Origin of the sequence: Rhizobium sp. BK049 (assembly GCF_014193135.1) — a bacterium.
In the GTDB taxonomy this organism is placed as follows: Bacteria; Pseudomonadota; Alphaproteobacteria; order Rhizobiales; family Rhizobiaceae; genus Rhizobium.
In genome coordinates this window covers 13,093-29,778 of sequence record NZ_JACHYV010000009.1, presented here as the reverse complement: position 1 = coordinate 29,778, position 16,686 = coordinate 13,093, and the positions used below count along the sequence as shown (strand labels likewise).

The following is a 16,686-nucleotide window of genomic DNA, read 5'->3' as shown; positions in this document are numbered from 1 at the left end:
TCATTGCGCCTGTAAAGGCAGCTTTTTTCGATAGCTGCCTAAAGGGATTTTTATGGCAGAACACCCGCCTGAGCTTGGATGGATGCGCCTTTTCGTTGAAGTCGCGCGACTGGGCAGTTTTTCGGCGGCTGCGACGCTACTCGGGCTGACCCAGCCCGCCGTCAGCTACCAGATCCGCCGGCTGGAAGAACAGTTCGGTGTCAGCCTGCTGCGCCGCCAGCATCGTGGCGTCGAGCTGACCGCGGAAGGCGAGCGGCTTCTCACGGTGGCGGCCAAAGCGGTCGGCGACATCGATGCACTCGCCCGCAGTTTTCGCGTCGAAGCTCAACGGCCGGTCGTCAGGCTCAGGACAGACTATGCATTCTCGGCACTTTGGCTGATACCACGGATGGAGAGGTTTCGCCTTCTGCATCCAGAAACGGACATTCAGATCATTGCGACGCAGAGGCTTGCGGCCGGATTCCGCGATGAAGCCGATGTCGCGGTGGTTTTCGGTACGCGTAAGGAATTTGCAGCCGTCGGTACGCTCCTGCTGCCGGAGAGGGTCGTGCCCGTCTGCACGCGCGGATTTCTCGATCGCAACGGCCCCCTCGACGATCCAAGAGAGCTCGCAAAGGCGCGGCTGATCCATCTTGACGGACCGCTGCCATCGCCCTGGTTCGACTGGCGCAGCTACTTTGCCGAATTCTCGGTCCTGCGCGACATCAACGCCGGGCGCGGCGATATCAGCTTCAATACCTATTCCTTGGTCATCCAGGCCGCCCTCAGCGAGCAGGGCGTGGCGATCGGCTGGAAGGGCCTCGTCGATACGCTTCTTTCGGCACGCATGCTCGTCGAAGCCGGTCCACCGCTGGAGGCGCCCGACCGCGGTTATTGGCTGGTGCCGCCGCGGTCTCCAAACGTTCACAGCGAGAGGCTCAGCGCCTGGCTGGTGGATGAGGTGAAGAGAAATGATTAGCGGCGGTTGCAGTTCTGTCCAGGAGAAGCCTTGTCATCGGCGATCGCGATCGACATTGTGGGGCCGAATCGATGGCGAAGGTAGCTGAAGCATGCGAACGATCGGATATGTCATAGGTCTGCTCATGGTCTTGCTCGGCCTGATCTGGATCGGGCAGGGAAGCGGCTATTTTCCCTATCCGGCGTCCAGTTTCATGATCGCTCAAAAGATCTGGATGCTCTGGGGAGCCATTCTGGCCGCAGCGGGTATCGTGGTGATCGTCATGCTCTCGCGGCTGCGTCGCAGAGGATGAATTGCTGCTGCCGTCTGGCGGCAAATCCGGCCGCTGACGGCCTGTCGAAATGAGGAGAATGGCATGAGCGCAGCTGAAATCGACGGTTTTGCCGACCGTATCAGAAAGCACCAGGGCGGCATGATCTCCGCCTGGGTCGGCATCCCCGATGCCATGCTCGTCAACCATTTGGCGCAAGAGGCTTTCGATGCCGTCGTGCTCGATATGCAGCACGGCATGTGGGATATGCAATCGGCGGCAAACGCCGTCGCTCAGGTTCGTCTCGCCGGAAAGCCGGCCATCGCCCGCATACCCGTCGGCGATTTCGCTTCCGCCTCGCGCCTGCTCGATGCCGGCGCCTCCGGCATCATCGCGCCGATGATCAATTCGGCAGAAGATGCGCGAGCGCTGGTCAGGACCACGAAATATCCGCCGCTCGGCGAGCGAAGCTGGGGGCCGTCATTGGCGCTGAACCATACCGGCCTGTCGGCCGATGCCTATCTCAAGAGCGCCAACGAGCTCACGGTCGCCATCGCCATGGTTGAGACCCGCGCCGCGCTCGATGCGATCGACGGCATTCTTGGCGTTACCGGCATCGACGGCATTTTCGTCGGCCCTGCCGATCTTTCGATAGCTCTGTCGAACGGCGATCAGGTGGCGCCGAACGCCGCCGAGATCGACAGCGCTATGCAGCACGCCGTTTCCCGCTGCCGCGCCCACGGGAAATTCGCCTGCGCCTATGCCGGCGATGGCGAACGGGCCGGGGAACTGCTGAAGTACGGATTCGATCTGGTCATCGCCGGCGCGGAGACCGTGCAACTGCGCGCCGGCGCCCGCCGAGCGATCAACGCTGCGCGCAGGATCGCTTCCGCCGGCTGAGCTCGTCTCAGCGAGCCGGTTTGGCCGCCAGCCAGATCACGTGGCGGGCGCCGCGCTTGCGGTTGGCGCGGGTATTGACCACGTCGACGGAGAAGCCGCTGTCCTTGAGACGGCGGGTGAAATCGGGATCTGGGCCGGACGACCAGACGGCGAGCACGCCGTTGGGGCGAAGCGCGTCGCGGGCGGCGCGAAGGCCGGCGAAATCGTAGAGCCGGTCATTGGATTTGCGGGTCAACCCGTCCGGGCCGTTATCGACATCGAGCAGGATCGCGTCATAGGCAGCCTTGCCGGCGCGGATCGCCTCGCCAACATCGCCCTGGTGAATGTGGACGCGCGGGTCGTCTAGACATCCCTTGAAAACTTCGGCCATTGGTCCGCGCGCCCAGGCGACGACAGCGGGCACCAGTTCCGCGACGATGACGCCGGCATCTTCGGGAACGACGGCAAGGGCGGCGCGCAGGGTAAAGCCCATGCCGAGCCCGCCGATCAGGATTTTCGGCTTTGGGTGCGCCTTGATCCGCTCCCAGGAAAGGGTCGCCAGCGCTTCTTCCGAGCCGCTGAGGCGGCTGTTCATCAGCTCGTTGGCGCCGAGCATGATCGAGAATTCGCCGCCGCGCCGCTTCAGCCTGAGTTCGCCGTCTTCGCCGGGAATGGTCGCGGAATCGAGCTGGATCCAGGGCAGCATGATGGTTTCGCCTCACATGAAAGGGACGGTCCCTAGCATAGCGCAAAGGGCGAGGCCAGCGAGCCGATCTTAGACCATCCGGATGAAGTGACCCTGCTCCACTTCGACGATATCATCCTGTGGCGCGGCAGAACGGCGGCGGATATCCTCGACTTCATCGGGCCTCAGCCGGGCTTTCGGGTCTTCGAAACGGACATCGGGATCGGGCACGGCCGAAAGTAGCAGTCTTGTATAGGGATGCAGCGGATTGTCGATCACGCTGGCGGTGCTGCCCCATTCGACGATCTGGCCCGCATACATCACCGCGATGTCCTCCGCGACATAGCGGGCGGTGGCGATGTCATGGGTGATGTAGAGCAGGCCGAGATTCATATCCTGCTTCATTTCGTTCAACAGGTTGAGCACCCCCAGGCGCACCGAGACGTCGAGCATCGAGGTCGGTTCGTCCGCAACGATCACCTCGGGCTTAACGGCAAGGGCGCGGGCGATATTGACGCGCTGGCGCTGACCGCCGGAGAGTTCGTGCGGATATTTCGGCGCGACGAGATCGGGATCGAGCCTGACGCGCTGTAGCAGTCTGCGGACGGTGATGTCGATCTCAGCTCCGTTGATCTCCGGCCGGTGCAGCTTCAAGGGCCGCCTCAGATGATGGGCGATGGTATGCGCCGGGTTGAGCGAAGCGAAAGGGTCCTGGAAGATCATCTGTACCGAGCGGCGATAGCGAGCGATCTCATTTGCTCTCGCCCCTTCCACCGGGCGGCCTTTAAAGAGGATCTGCCCCGATGTCGGCTGATATTCGCGCATCGCCATCCGCGCGCAGGTGGTCTTGCCGCTGCCGGATTCGCCGACGAGCGCCAGCGCCCGGCCGGCATGCAGCGAAATGGAGATCGAGCGAGCGGCATGAACGGCGGATGCGCCGTGGCCGAAGGTCTTCGTCACATTGTCGAGGGCAAGGATGGCATCGCTCACAGCAGCACGCCTCCATGAAGCGAGGGAAAGGAGGCCCACAGCTTCTTCGTGTAGGCGTGTTTCGGCGTCCTGTAGATCGCCTCGGCGCCGTTCTGCTCGACAAGCTTGCCCGCAAGCATGATGCCGATACGGTCGCAGAACTGCACCATCAGCCCGAGATCATGGGTGATGAACAGCACGGAGAAGCCAAAGCTGCGGCGTAGCTCGTTGATGCGCTGCAGGATTTCGCGTTGAACGACGACGTCGAGCGCCGTCGTCGGCTCGTCCATGACGACCAGCTTCGGATCGAGCGCCATGCAGATGGCGATGACGATGCGCTGGCGCATGCCGCCGGAAAACTGGTGCGGATAGTCGCACATGCGGTCCGGCGCGATGTCGACGAGCTTGAGCATCTCGGCAGTGCGTTCGCGCGCTTGCGCACGGCTCATATTCTTGTGGGTGCGCAGCACATCGTAGAACTGCCTCTCGATGCGCAGCACAGGGTTCAACGAGTTCATCGCGCTCTGGAAAACCATGGCGACCTCGCGCCAACGGAACGCGCTGAGCGCCTGCTGGTCGAGGCCGAGCACGTCGCGGCCGTCGAGCAGGATCCGGCTTTCCCTGCGGATCAATGCCGGCGGCTTGTGCAGCCGGCTGATGGCAAAGGCAATGGTGCTCTTGCCGCAGCCGGATTCGCCGGCAAGGCCGAAGACTTCGCCCGGTGCGACATCGAAGCTGACATCGTCGACGGCGCGGAAATCCTTCTCCTCGCCGATGTAGTCGATGGTGAGGTTCCTCACTGAAAGCAGCGGCTGGGTCACAGGCGACCCTCCCCGGAACGGACGAGCAGGGACCAGCGCTTCAGTTGATTGCCGGTGCGCAGACGCGGATTGGCGATCTCGTCGACGGCGAAGTTCAGCAGCGACATGCCGATGCCGAGGAAAGCAAGCGCGAAGCAGGGGGTAAGGATATCCCACCAGGCGCCTACCGAAAGGGCGGAGGCCTTCTGGGCATTGTAGAGCATCGTTCCCCAGGAGATCGCTTTGGGATCGCCGAGGCCCAAGAATTCCAGCGTCGCCTCGGTGATGATGGCGAAGATGACGCTGCCGATGAAATTGATGCCGACGATCGAGATCACGTTGGGGAAGATCTCGAATGTCATGATGCGCCATTGCGGCTCGCCCATCATCTCGGCCGATTTGACGAAATCCTTCTGCTTGACGGAAAGCGTCTCGGCGCGGGTGACGCGCGCGCCCCAAGCCCACGAAGTGGCGCCGAGGATGAGGGCGATGACGACGGGGCTTGCCTGACCGATGAAGGCGGCGAGCACGAGCAGCAGCGGCAGGTTGGGAACGACGAGCACCATATTGGTGAAGAAGCTGATGACTTCGTCGGTCTTGCCGCCGCGATAACCGGAAATGATGCCCAGCGCGGTGCCGGCGAGGGTGATCAGCAGCCCGGCGCCGAAGCCGACGGCAAGCGAGGTGCGGGCGCCGTAGAGCAGCCGGGCGAAAACATCCTGGCCGATGCGGGTGGTGCCGAGCAGATGGTCGAGCGACGGCGGCTGGTGCGGCCTGCCGGTGCGGGCGGCGGGATCGTATTGCGTCAGCAGCGGCGCTGCGATCGCGACGACGACGATGAAAGCGATGATGATGAGGCCAACAAGGGCCTTGCGGTTTCGAAGCAGGCTTTTCATCTCAAGCTCCCTTCAGCCGCGGGTCGAGCAAGATATAGCTGACGTCGACGATGAAATTGGCGATCAGCATGGTCGCGGTCATGATGAGGAGCTGGCCCTGGATGACTGGATAATCGCGGGCGAGGATCGCCTGGTACAGAATATTGCCGAGGCCGGGATAGTTATAGACGACTTCGGTGACCAGCGAACCGCCGAGGATGGTGCCGATGGCGATGGCAAGGCTGGAGACGGTCGGCAGCAGGGCGTTGCGCGCCGCATACCACAGCATCACGTGCCGGTCGGAAAGGCCCTTGGCGCGGGCCATGACGATATAGTCCTCCCCGAGCAGGTTGATCATGTTGTTGCGCATGGTCACGGTGAAGCCGCCGATCAGCACGGTGCAGAGCGTCACCATCGGCAGAATGCCGTGATAGGCGACGCTGCCGATATAGTGCAGGCTGAAGGCCGGATCGAGCGACGGGTCGGCGGCATAACCGTTCGGGAACCAGCCTAGCGTGAAACCGAAGATGAAAAGGACGATCAGCGAGGTAACGACGGCTGGGACCGAGGTCGCGAAGATCGCGCCGACGGAAACGACGACATCGAACCTGCTGCCGCGCCGCCAGGCGGCGACGATACCGAACAAGGTGCCGAGCGCGAAGCTGACGATCGTCGCTGTTCCCATCAGGCCGACGGTCCAGACGAGAGCATGGCCGAGCACCGAGGTGACCGGCAGCGGGAAATATTTGATCGAGCGGCCGAGATCGCCGGTGAAGATGCTGCCGAGATAGGTGAGATATTGCTGCCAGAGCGGGCCGTCGACGAAGCCGAAGGTGAGCTTCAGCGCCTGCAGGCTTTCCGGCGGCAGTTCTGTGCCGGCGCTCGAAAACATGATCTGCACGGGATCGCCCGGCATCAGCCGGGGCAGAAAGAAATTGATCGTCGCTGCCGCGATGAAGGCTGCCATATAGAAGACGAGGCGGCGAAGCAGGAAAGCCATGGGAACTCCGTCGTGACGGGAGCGGCGTTTCAAGACCGCTCCCGAGACCATGATGCTTTACTTCACAGGTTCCAGGGCCAGCAGGTTCAAGAGGCGTGCCGGATTGGTGCGCGAGATCGACGGATTGACGAAGGGGTTTTCCTTGGTCGACCAGCCGGTGAAACGCTTGGTGTTGTACTGGTACCAATTCGGATTGTTGAAGACTGGAATCATCGGCATGTTTTCGGCAACGATGCGCTGTGCCTTGTTCATCGCCTCCTTCTGCTTGGCAAGGTCTGCTGTCTGGGTGAACTCGGTGACGAGTTTCTCGACATCGGGGTTGAACCAGCGCTGCGCGGTGAAGCGGGTCTTGCCCTTGTCCGAAGCACTGAAGGCGCGCTTGTAGGGATAATAAGGCGAGGCCGAAGCCGGCAGGCTGTTGATCGCCGCATCGAACTTGCCGGCGATGAGGTTGCCGGTCCAGACGGCTTCTTCAGGCGTTTCGATCTTGGCGTCGATGCCGACCGCCTGCATGCCTTCGACGGCGATGTTGACCGTGTCGACCCAGTCCGTCCAGGAGTTCGGGACGATGATCGAGAAGGAGATCTTGCTGCCGTCGGGATTATCACGGAAGCCGTCGCCGTCCTTGTCCTTGTAGCCGGCCTCGTCGAGCAGGGCCTTGGCGGCGTCGGCGTCATAGGTCGCGAACTTGCCGAAGTCGGCCTTGACGGACGGATCCGCCCAGCTCCTGTAGAGCTCGCCCATCAGGCCGGGGTCTTCGTTCAGCGTCGGATAGCCGTAGCCGGCGACGTCGATCATCGTTTTGCGATCGAGCGCCATACCGATGGCGCGGCGGAATTTCACATCGTTGAAGGCCTTTCTATTGTTCTCGTTCGCCGTTTCCAGATTGAACAGGAAGGCGACCATGCTGCTCGGTGAATACCAGTAATGGAAATGCGCCGGGTCCTTCGCGACATAGACGTTGTCGATATCGGGAATGAAGGAGACGCCCCAGTCGAGCGTGCCGTCGGCGGTCGCCGTCAGGATCTGGTTGTTGTCGGCAAGCTGCGGGAAGCGAATGCAGTCGACCTTCAGATGCGCATTGTCCCAGTAATTCGGGTTGCGGCACTGGTCGTAGGTCTGGCCGGTGAAGCGCGGCACCTCGGTCAACGGCCCGCTGCCCACCGGGTTCTCGTTGGCGAAGGTGACAGGATCGGCGACATCCTTCCAGACATGTTCGGGAACGATCGGCAGCTGCGAGATCTGCTCGGCAGCAAGCGAGCTCGGATTGGCAAGCGCGAAGCGCACCGTCTGGCCGTCGACGGCCTGCACGTCGGTGACGAAGGTCCAGATGCTGACGAAGTCGAGCGCCGGGAACTTTTTCAGATAATCATAGGTGAACTTGACGTCGGCTGCCGTCAGCGGTTTGCCATCAGACCATTTCAGGTTCGGGCGCAGCTTGAAGTCGATGCTCTTCAGGTCGTCGGAGAGCTTGAAACTTTCGGCCAGGCGATAGACCGGCTTGTTGCTGTCGAAGCGATTGAAAATAACCAGCGGCTCGTAGATGAAATCGAGCGTCGATTGGCGCGCCGAGGTCTGGTTGAACGGGTTGAAGTTGCGAACCCAGGTCGTGGCCGGTTCGATATTCGCCGTCAGGATCGTCTGCGCCATGGCGGATCCCGAAAGCAGCGTCAGTGCGGCGGCTGCAAATAGATATTTTTTCATGTTCCATTCCCCTTTTCTTATGCGTGAAAAATGATCTGCCGGTCAGGCGGCCGGCACGCTGGCAAACATGTCTTCCACCTCGGCATGGGCGGCGCGGACGTCGATCTTGAGATTGCCGAGGCGAGCCTTGCCGGCGGCGATACGCTTTAGAGCGGCATCCGTGAGCGGGCGGGCGGCCTTGGCGGCGGCTTCGCTTTCCCTGACGTCCCCGTGGCTGTGGAGGGCGATATCGAAACCCGCATCGAGGACTTGGGCGACACGTTCCGGCAAGGTGCCCGTGAGCGACTGCATGAAGATGCAGTCGGAGATCAGCACGCCCTCGTAACCCATCTGTTTGCGGATCACGTCGTGCATGACAGGCGAGACGGATGCCGGCAATTCGGCATCGTAGGTCGAGTAGACGACATGGGCGACCATGGCCCAGGGCGTATCCTTCAGTGCGACGAAAGGCTTGAAATCGGTGGCGGTGAGCGTCTCACGGCTGGCATCGACGACCGGACGCTCCTTGTGGGAGTCGAGCGTGGCGCGGCCGTGGCCGGGAATATGCTTCATGACCGGCATGTTGCCGGTCTCTAGCAGCCCGTCGACCACCTCACGGCCGAGGGCAGCGATGAAGTCGGGATCGGGGCCGAAGGAGCGGGCGCCGATGACCGCACTCGTCGTCTCGAAGACGAGGTCGAGAACGGGCGAGCAGCCGCTGGAAAGGCCGAGTTCCGTCATCATCGCGCCCATGGCCTGGGAGGAAAGGCGCAGTGCTTTTTTGCCCAGATCGAAATCGCGGCGGGCCAGTTCGGCGAACTGGCCGAAGCTGCGGAAGAGCGGCCAGGGACCGGCGTCGAGATGCTGGACGCGGCCGCCTTCCTGGTCGGTGAAGACGGGCGCATCCTCTCGGCCGACGGCTTCGCGGAAGCGTTCGATCAGCCGCTTTGTCTGCTCCGGCTCGCGCTGATTGCGCCGGCCGACGAACAGGCCGAGCGGATTGGTCTCGCGAAACAGGGCGTATTCGTCATCCGAAATCGCGTTCGGGAGGCCGACGAAAAGGGCGAGCGGGGTCGAGGACAATTCTGTAACTCCGATATCAGCTGGTCATTTCGGCGCGCTTTTCAGCATGCCTTCGTAAATGCCCTTATCGGGGGCGGGGATAACGATTGCGCCTGCGGTCTTGGCGTAGAAATCGATTGGGCCGGCATCGCCGATAAAGGCATAGGCATGGCCGAGCGCCTTCATCGTCTGAAGGCAGGCGGAAAACAGCGCGAGCCCGATGCCTTTGCCGCGCGCCTCGGGATCGACGCCGGTCGGGCCGAAGAAGCCGCGCGCCGTCGTGTCATAGCAGGCAAAGCCGAGCAGCTTGCCGCCGTCGACGGCAATCTGGCAGGCGACGGGTTGGCGGGAAAAAGCAACCGAAACCTCGCTCGCCCAATTCTCGCTGAATTGTTCGCGAACCCAGTTGACCACGAGGTGCAGTTCCGGAGGAAGAGCCGGACGAATGGAGATGCCACGATGATCGGCCCGCTCTTTCAGGTCGGCGAGCCTGTTGGAATATAAGCTCACAAGCAGGTCTGGCACCTGTCTCTCCTCCAGATATTCCTTTATAGCGGAATATATATCCGTTTAATGTCATAGACTTGGCTATCTAACTGGGCTTGTCAACAGGGATTTTCAAATGGAGCGGTGCGCCCAGCTTCGGATCAGCGCCGGCTGGCGCGAATGAAAACGGCCCGGGGGAGGCCGGGCCGTTTTCTCTCGTGAGCCTGCGCCGCTTTCGGCGGGATCGGTTATTCGCCGTGCTTCCAAAGCGCATGAAAATGCTGCACCGGGCCATGTCCGGAGCCGACAGTGAGACTGCCGGCGGCGGCGACTGCATCGGCAAGGTAATCCTTCGCAATGGCGACGGCTTGCTCGGCCGATGCGCCCTTGGCAAGCTCGGCGGCCAGTGCGCTGGAGAGCGTGCAGCCAGTGCCGTGCGTATTTTTCGTCGGCACTCGCCTGGCCTCGAACCAGTGCAGGCCGTCGGCCGTGGCAAGCACGTCTGGGCTCTCGTCGCTGCCGAGATGGCCACCCTTGACCAATACGGCGGCGGGGCCAAGCGCGCGCAGCCGCTCGGCCTGCGCCGCCATCTCATCGCGATTGGTCGCGACCGGCTGGTGCAACAGGGCCGCGGCCTCGGGCAGGTTCGGGGTCAGGAGGGTTGCGAGCGGCAGCAGCCGCCGGGTCAGCACGTCGACCGCTTCGGGCGCGAGCAGGGCGGCCCCACCCTTGGCGATCATCACCGGGTCGAGAACGATGGGGATTCCCCGTCGATCGGCAAGGGCTGCGGCGACAGCCTCGGCTATGGCGGCATTGGCGATCATGCCGATCTTGACGGCGTCGACGCGCACGTCGGCGAAGACGGCATCGATCTGGTCGGCGACGAATTGCGGCGGCACCAGATGCACGCCGGTCACCCCTTGCGTGTTCTGTGCCGTCAGCGCGGTCAGCACTGCCATGCCATAAACGCCGCGGGCGGCAAAGGCCTTGAGATCGGCCTGGATGCCGGCGCCGCCGGAGGGATCCGAGCCGGCGATGGAGAGAACATTGCGGATCATGGGCGGACCTTTCGGATTTCTGCGGCGATGCGGCGGGCGGCGGCCTCAGGGTCCGGCGTGCCCGCAATGGCGGAGACGACGGCAAGCCCTTCGGCTCCAGCTGCAAACACTTCCGCCACATGCTCCGCCTTGAGGCCGCCGATGGCGACGGACGGCACCGGCGATGCCTTCACCAGCCTGGCAAGACCATCAAAGCCGACCGGCTGCTTGTGGTCGGCCTTGGTCGGCGTCGCAAAGACAGGTCCGAGGCCGGCATAATCGACAATATCAGGGTCGACGGCGGCAGCGAGCCGGGCTGTTTCCACCGAGAGACCAAGGATCATCTCGGGTCCGATCATGTCTCGTGCCCTGCGCGCATTCATATCCTCCTGGCCGACATGCAGGCCATCGGCGCCGATCGCGACCGCAGCCTCGACATCGTCATTAACGATGAGGAGGGCGCCGGTTCCAACGAGCGCCTCTCTCAAGGCGCGGCCGGTCTCGATCATGCTGGCCGTGCCGGCATGTTTGTCGCGCAACTGCACCATCGTCGCGCCGCCGGCAACGGCAAGCCGCGCCGTCTCGATCATGCCGATTCCGGCGCAGAGATCGGGATCGAGAACGAGATAGAGCGAAAGGTCGAAGCGCTTCATGCGACCGATACCCTTGCCCTGGCATCGAGCGTTTCGGCGTCGATCGCAGCCAGCGCATCGAGGAAGCGCCAGGAAAAGGAGCCCGGGCCGGCGGCGCCGAGCGCTGCATCTTCGCCGGCGACGGCGAAGGTCGCAAGCGCGGCGACAGTCGCGCCGAAGAGATCTTCGGGCGCGGTCGCGGCAAAGGCGCCGACGAGGCAGGTGAGCGAGCAGCCGAGCGCGGTGACCTGCGGCATCAGGGCCGATCCGCCCGCAATACGGACTGCCCTTGCGCCATCGGTGACGAAATCGACAGCACCGGTGACGGCGACGATGGTCCGCTGCCTCTCCGCCAGCCGCCGTGCCGAATCCTCCGCCTGTTCGACTGGATCGCGGCTGTCGACGCCCTGACCACGGCTCTCGCCGCCGGCAAGCGCGATGATCTCGGAGGCGTTGCCGCGGATAATCGTCGGGCGAAGCTCCAGAAGGTCGGCCACCGCGGCGCGACGGAAGCCCGTGGCGTAATGGGCCACCGGATCGAGCACCCAGGGTTTGCCGGCCGCAATGGCGGCCTTGGCAGCCCCCTGCATGCCTTCGAGCCATTGCGTCGAGAGCGTGCCGATGTTGATGGTCAAAGCATTGGCGATGCCGGCGAATTCGCCGGCTTCTTCAGCGGCATGCACCATGGCGGGCGAAGCGCCCGCGGCCAGCAGGACGTTGGCCGCGATATTCATCGCGACATAATTGGTGATGCACTGAACGAGCGGCGGCTTTTCGCGCATCGCCTTCAGCATGGCTCCCGACGTGATCTTGCTCTGCATGGTGCCCCTTTCAGGCGGGGGCGGGCGCGGGGCGCTGCTCTTACGGCGATGCCCCGAGCGACTCCCTCCGCCGGCATTATCCGGTTCAGGTTCGAAGGGTTCTTCTCAGCCCGTCTGTCGACGAACGCCCCTGTCTCTCATCACGCTCTTTTTCGCAGAGAAGGGCGCGGCTGTCACTCCGAAAGTGAGTATTCCGGTATTTCGGAGCGGCTGCCCTTGGGCGTGGACATTGCTGGAGGCCTTCCCAGCGCAATCCTGAAGGCATCCAATTTTGCCTAACTCAAATCATGCAGCCCCGTCGTAATAGCCGGCCTGATTGAAAACTCCGAAAATCGAACCCTCAAACCACTCCGCTCCGGCGTACAGGCTGTCGGCCCGACCTCATAGCGATCGGCAGCCGGGAAGGGTGCTAGCCGCAGCAACGGCCAGCGGCTACCGTCGCGGGAGCCCTGGATGCGCACGGCGCCGTTTGCGACAGTCACACGGATGCGGAAATCCTCCAATTCCTTGAAGGGATGCGACACCGACCAGTCTGACTTTCCGTCGGTGACGACGGTGCTGAGGAAGGCTTCGCCGTCGGTGAATTCGACGCCTGTTTTCACCCAGCGGCTCTCGTCCATGCGTACCATCAGGCCGGCCTGATCGTAGAGGGTGCGGAATTCGCCCTGGACGCGGATCTGTGCGGTGAAGCTGTCGCCGGTGGGAAAGGCGAGGAAGTGGCCGGTGTCGCGGGTGAAGCCATAATAGGTCTCGCGCCAGAAATCGGTCTTTTCGCCTGTCGTCATCGTCAGGCCAGTTTCGTCGGCGTGCCAGCTGGCCGGCTCGTTCAGCCATTTCCCGTCATTGAAGTCGATGCTCATTCGCTTCTCCCTTCCTTTAATCTTGCCGCAGGGCAGTCGTCTCACTTGGCGTATCACGCAGGCCCCGTGCGGAGAACTAGCGCAGCTGAAGATGGTGCTTTCCGGAAACGCGCCATCCGCGGCTGCATAATCGACCGCTCATGCTTGACACGATAGCTCCAGCTTCTATTCTGTTACAAAAAGATGAATTACATAATTGTGGAACTAAATCGGGAGCTCTCATATGAAAACATTCGTCGCATTCCTTCTCGGCACCGCGCTCGTCGCCCTGCCTTCGACCCTGCTCGCTCAGGAAAAGGGCGGCGTCATCAATGTCGCGACGATCGGCGAGCCGCCGACGCTCGATCCGATGTCGTCCACGGCTGATCTCGTCGGCATCGTCACGCAGCATATTTTCGAGACGCTCTACACTTTCGACAAGAGCTGGAACGTCACGCCGCTTCTCGCTGAAAGCCTGCCCGAGATCAGCGCCGACGGCAAAACCTATACGATCAAGCTCAGGACTGGCGTCAAGTTCCACGACAATACCGATATGACGTCCGAGGATGTGGTCGCTTCGCTTACCCGCTGGATGAAGATCGCCTCGCGGGGCAAGCAGGTGGCCGGCTTTATCGACAAGGTCGCAGCTACCGATCCTTCGACGGTTACGATCACGCTGAAGCAGCCCTATGCGCCGCTGACCTCGCTGCTCGCCTTCAACAATTCGGCGGCGATCATCATCCCGTCCGAAAAGCAGGACGAGCCGATGAAGGAGTTCATCGGCACCGGTCCCTATATGCTGAAGGAACGGAAAGCCGACCAGTATATCCAGCTTGTCCGCTTCGATGGGTATAAGCCGCGCTCCGGCGAGAGCGATGGCTATGGCGGCGCGCGTCATCAATATCTTGATGAAATCCGCTTTGTGCCGGTGCCGGACCCGAACACCCGCGTCGAGGCCGCCGTTTCCGGCCAGTATGATTATGTCGACTCGATTCCTGTCGAATCCTACGACAAGCTGAAAGCCTCGACCGCCTCGCAACCGGTCATGCTGAAGCCCTTCGGTTATCCTGTCTTCGTCTTCAACACCAAGGAAGGTGCTGCTGCCAACGTCGAGGTGCGCAAGGCGATCCGCCAGGCGCTCAGCATGGAAGACATGCTGGCGGCGGCTTTCGGCAGCAAGGATTTTTATGCGCTCGACGGCGCCATCTATCCGAAGTCCTTCGCCTGGTCGACCGATACCGGCGCCGAGGGCGCCTATAACGTCGCCGATCCGGAAGGGGCGGCCGCGGCCGCCAAGAAAGCCGGTTACAATGGCGAGCCGATCCGCATCCTGACCAGCCGCCAATACGAGTTCCATTACAAGATGGCGCAGGTCGCCGCCGAGTATCTGAAACTTGCAGGCTTCACTGTCGATATGCAGGTGGTGGACTGGGCGACGCTAACCCAGCGCCGCACCGATCCGAAGCTTTGGGATATCTACATTACCCACAGCCCCTTCTTGCCGGAGCCGGCGCTCATCGGCTCGCTGTCGACGAGTTCGCCCGGCTGGTGGGACACGCCGGCCCGCAAGGCCGCGGTCGATGCCTTCACCTCCGAAGTCGATCCGAAGAAGCGCGTGGCGCTCTGGGCCGATGTCCAGAAGGCCGTTTATACAGACGCACCCTTCATGAAGATCGGCGATTTCAACGCCGTCTCGGCGAAGTCGATCAAGCTCGAAGGCGTCGATCCGGCTCCGTGGCCATATTTCTGGAACGCCTCGATCAAGAAGTAAGCAACACCGCCGGTGCCGCCCTTCGGGACCGGTACCGGTCATCTTTTCTGCCGCATCTGCAAGGGATTGAAGGCCGGCATTCATGATACGCTACATCCTCCAACGCCTGTTCGGCATGATGGTCGTGATGTTCCTGGTCGTCACGATCGTCTTCGTCATCGTGCGCGTGACCCCGGGAGATCCGGCCGCCGTCATGCTCGGGCCGGATGCGACGCCGCAGGATATTGCCGATCTCCGGGCCCGGCTCGGCCTCGATCAGTCGCTCGGCCTGCAATATGTCTATTACATAGGCGAACTGCTGAAGGGCGATCTCGGTCAGTCGATCTTCCTTAACATGCCGGTCACATCCGCGCTCATCGACCGGGCCGAGCCGACTTTCTTCCTGACGCTGTTTTCGCTTGCCATCGCCAGCGCCGTCGCCCTGCCGATCGGCATCTATGCCGCCTATCGGCGCGGGTCCTTCATTGACCAGGCGGCAACGACGCTTGCCATGTTCGCTGCCAGCATTCCAAGCTTCTGGCTCGGTCTCATCCTGATGCAGTTCTTCGCTGTCCGATTCAATCTCTTCCCGGTCTCCGGCTATGGCGGCCCGGGCTCGACTTTCATCGACCGGATGTATCATCTGACGCTGCCGGCCTTTGCGCTCGGCATCGTCTCTTCGGCGCTGATCCTGCGCTTCACCCGTGCCTCGATGCTCGATGTGCTCGGCGACGATTATATCCGCACGGCGCGCGCCAAGGGGCTAATCGAGCGTAAGGTCATCCTCAAGCACGCTCTGAAGAATGCGCTGATCCCGATCCTGACGGTGCTCGGCCTGACGGCGGCGGTGCTGATCTCGGGCGCTGTCGTCACCGAAACCGTTTTCGGACTGCCGGGTGTCGGCAATCTCGTCGTTTCGGCGGTGCTGCGCCGCGACTATCCCGTCATTCAAGGGGCGCTGCTCGTCATCGCCGCCCTCTACGTGCTGATCAATTTTGCGATCGACATGCTCTACCTGCTGGTCGATCCGAGGGTGCGCTACTGATGGCCGATGTCGCAATCAAACCCGTCGAAAGCGAAGGCAGCAAGTTCGTCCGCCGCCTGATTAAGCGCAGGACGGTGGCCTTCGGCCTGCTGATCCTGACGGTCTTCGTGCTGCTGGCGGTGTTAGCACCGGTGGTCGCGCCCTATTCGCCGTCGAAGCTTTCCATCGTCAACCGTCTGAAGCCGCCGAGCGGCACCTTCTTTTTCGGCACCGACGAGTTCGGCCGCGACGTCTTCTCGCGCACGATTTTCGCCGGCCGCCTGTCGCTGCTCGTCGGTGCGGCTGTTGTGGCCTTGTCGGTCGCCATCGGCGTGACGCTCGGCCTGCTTGCCGGCTTCTTTCAAAAGCTCGATACGCCGATCGCCCGGCTGATCGACGCGATGATGGCCTTTCCGGATATCCTGCTCGCCATCGCCCTCGTCGCCGCTCTCGGCCCGTCCTTGACGACGGTCATCATTGCGCTGTCGATCGTCTACTCGCCGCGCCTTGCCCGTATCGTCCGTGCCTCGACGCTTGTCATCCGCGAGCTGCCCTATGTCGAGGCGGCGAGGGCGCTTGGCATCTCGACCTTCCACATCATGACGCGACACGTGTTGCGCAATCTGCTGTCGCCGATCCTGGTACAGGCCACCTTCCTCTTTGCCAGCGCCATGCTTGCCGAAGCCGGCCTCTCCTTCCTCGGCCTCGGCGTCAGCCCCGAAGTGCCGACCTGGGGAACGATGATCGCTGCCGGCCGGCAATATATCGGGCAGGCCGACTGGATGACGGTTTTCCCCGGCGTGGCGGTCGTCCTCTCGGTGCTGTCGCTGCAGATGGTCGGCGACGGCCTGAGAGACATGCTCGATCCAAGACTTCGCAAGGACCTTTAATCCGCCGACCAGAGGTCGCCCAATCCAAATCCGCCAATAGAAATTC

At 62.4% G+C, this 16,686-nt stretch carries 18 protein-coding genes and 1 riboswitch; of the genes, 6 read left to right on the top strand and 12 right to left on the bottom strand.

Going from position 1 to position 16,686, the window contains the following annotated elements; translation table 11 throughout:
• Positions 1–52: 52 nt before the first annotated feature.
• From FHT70_RS11695 to FHT70_RS11685, 3 genes are all read left to right on the top strand, one after another.
• The gene (locus FHT70_RS11695; protein ID WP_183701113.1) at positions 53–958 is read left to right on the top strand and encodes a LysR family transcriptional regulator; all 906 of its coding nucleotides are present in this window, start codon (positions 53–55) and stop codon (positions 956–958) included.
• A 91-nt stretch (positions 959–1,049) separates the two neighbouring features.
• A complete protein-coding gene (locus FHT70_RS11690) occupies positions 1,050–1,250 on the top strand; it encodes a hypothetical protein (protein ID WP_097600776.1) in 201 nt (66 codons plus the stop codon).
• Between the two features lie 63 nt (positions 1,251–1,313).
• Entirely contained in the window at positions 1,314–2,108 is a 795-nt protein-coding gene (locus FHT70_RS11685; RefSeq protein ID WP_097600774.1) for an aldolase/citrate lyase family protein, read from the top strand.
• Positions 2,109–2,115: 7 nt separating this feature from the next.
• On the opposite strand, the gene FHT70_RS11680 is transcribed toward FHT70_RS11685, so the two are convergent.
• From FHT70_RS11680 to FHT70_RS11625, 12 genes are all read right to left on the bottom strand, one after another.
• On the bottom strand, positions 2,116–2,793 hold the full coding sequence (locus FHT70_RS11680; protein ID WP_097600773.1) for a hypothetical protein: 678 nt from the start codon (positions 2,791–2,793) through the stop codon (positions 2,116–2,118).
• A gap of 69 nt (positions 2,794–2,862) precedes the next feature.
• Complete coding sequence (locus FHT70_RS11675; protein WP_183701111.1) at positions 2,863–3,762, bottom strand: ABC transporter ATP-binding protein; 900 nt, start codon at positions 3,760–3,762, stop codon at positions 2,863–2,865.
• Positions 3,759–4,562 (bottom strand): ABC transporter ATP-binding protein, encoded by an 804-nt coding sequence (locus tag FHT70_RS11670; RefSeq protein ID WP_097600770.1) that lies wholly within the window; start codon positions 4,560–4,562, stop codon positions 3,759–3,761. Before FHT70_RS11670 ends, FHT70_RS11675 begins: the two co-directional genes overlap by 4 nt.
• Positions 4,559–5,437, bottom strand: coding sequence for an ABC transporter permease (locus FHT70_RS11665; RefSeq protein WP_183701109.1), 879 nt, complete (start codon positions 5,435–5,437; stop codon positions 4,559–4,561). The genes FHT70_RS11670 and FHT70_RS11665 overlap by 4 nt, the downstream gene beginning before the upstream one ends.
• Position 5,438: 1 nt before the next feature.
• Positions 5,439–6,416 (bottom strand): ABC transporter permease, encoded by a 978-nt coding sequence (locus tag FHT70_RS11660; protein WP_097600768.1) that lies wholly within the window; start codon positions 6,414–6,416, stop codon positions 5,439–5,441.
• 57 nt (positions 6,417–6,473) lie between these two features.
• A complete protein-coding gene (locus tag FHT70_RS11655; RefSeq protein ID WP_183701107.1) occupies positions 6,474–8,120 on the bottom strand; it encodes an ABC transporter substrate-binding protein in 1,647 nt (548 codons plus the stop codon).
• Positions 8,121–8,162: 42 nt separating this feature from the next.
• The gene (locus FHT70_RS11650) at positions 8,163–9,182 is read right to left on the bottom strand and encodes a glycoside hydrolase family 3 protein (RefSeq protein WP_183701106.1); all 1,020 of its coding nucleotides are present in this window, start codon (positions 9,180–9,182) and stop codon (positions 8,163–8,165) included.
• A 24-nt stretch (positions 9,183–9,206) separates the two neighbouring features.
• Complete coding sequence (locus FHT70_RS11645; protein ID WP_183701104.1) at positions 9,207–9,686, bottom strand: GNAT family N-acetyltransferase; 480 nt, start codon at positions 9,684–9,686, stop codon at positions 9,207–9,209.
• A gap of 209 nt (positions 9,687–9,895) precedes the next feature.
• Entirely contained in the window at positions 9,896–10,705 is an 810-nt protein-coding gene (gene thiD / locus FHT70_RS11640; protein WP_183701102.1) for a bifunctional hydroxymethylpyrimidine kinase/phosphomethylpyrimidine kinase, read from the bottom strand.
• Entirely contained in the window at positions 10,702–11,337 is a 636-nt protein-coding gene (gene thiE / locus FHT70_RS11635; RefSeq protein ID WP_183701100.1) for a thiamine phosphate synthase, read from the bottom strand. Before thiE ends, thiD begins: the two co-directional genes overlap by 4 nt.
• Positions 11,334–12,137, bottom strand: a complete 804-nt coding sequence (gene thiM / locus FHT70_RS11630; protein WP_183701098.1) for a hydroxyethylthiazole kinase — start codon at positions 12,135–12,137, stop codon at positions 11,334–11,336. The genes thiE and thiM overlap by 4 nt, the downstream gene beginning before the upstream one ends.
• Positions 12,138–12,182: 45 nt before the next feature.
• Positions 12,183–12,279, bottom strand: a riboswitch (TPP riboswitch).
• Positions 12,280–12,412: 133 nt separating this feature from the next.
• On the bottom strand, positions 12,413–12,997 hold the full coding sequence (locus FHT70_RS11625) for a DUF1349 domain-containing protein (RefSeq protein WP_183701085.1): 585 nt from the start codon (positions 12,995–12,997) through the stop codon (positions 12,413–12,415).
• Between the two features lie 223 nt (positions 12,998–13,220).
• Between FHT70_RS11625 and FHT70_RS11620 the strand changes: the two genes are divergently transcribed.
• The 3 genes from FHT70_RS11620 to FHT70_RS11610 all read left to right on the top strand — a co-directional run bounded on the left by FHT70_RS11620 (position 13,221) and on the right by FHT70_RS11610 (position 16,640).
• Complete coding sequence (locus FHT70_RS11620) at positions 13,221–14,747, top strand: ABC transporter substrate-binding protein (protein ID WP_183701083.1); 1,527 nt, start codon at positions 13,221–13,223, stop codon at positions 14,745–14,747.
• A gap of 82 nt (positions 14,748–14,829) precedes the next feature.
• Entirely contained in the window at positions 14,830–15,771 is a 942-nt protein-coding gene (locus tag FHT70_RS11615; protein ID WP_183701081.1) for an ABC transporter permease, read from the top strand.
• A complete protein-coding gene (locus tag FHT70_RS11610; protein ID WP_183701079.1) occupies positions 15,771–16,640 on the top strand; it encodes an ABC transporter permease in 870 nt (289 codons plus the stop codon). Before FHT70_RS11615 ends, FHT70_RS11610 begins: the two co-directional genes overlap by 1 nt.
• Positions 16,641–16,686 lie beyond the last annotated feature (46 nt).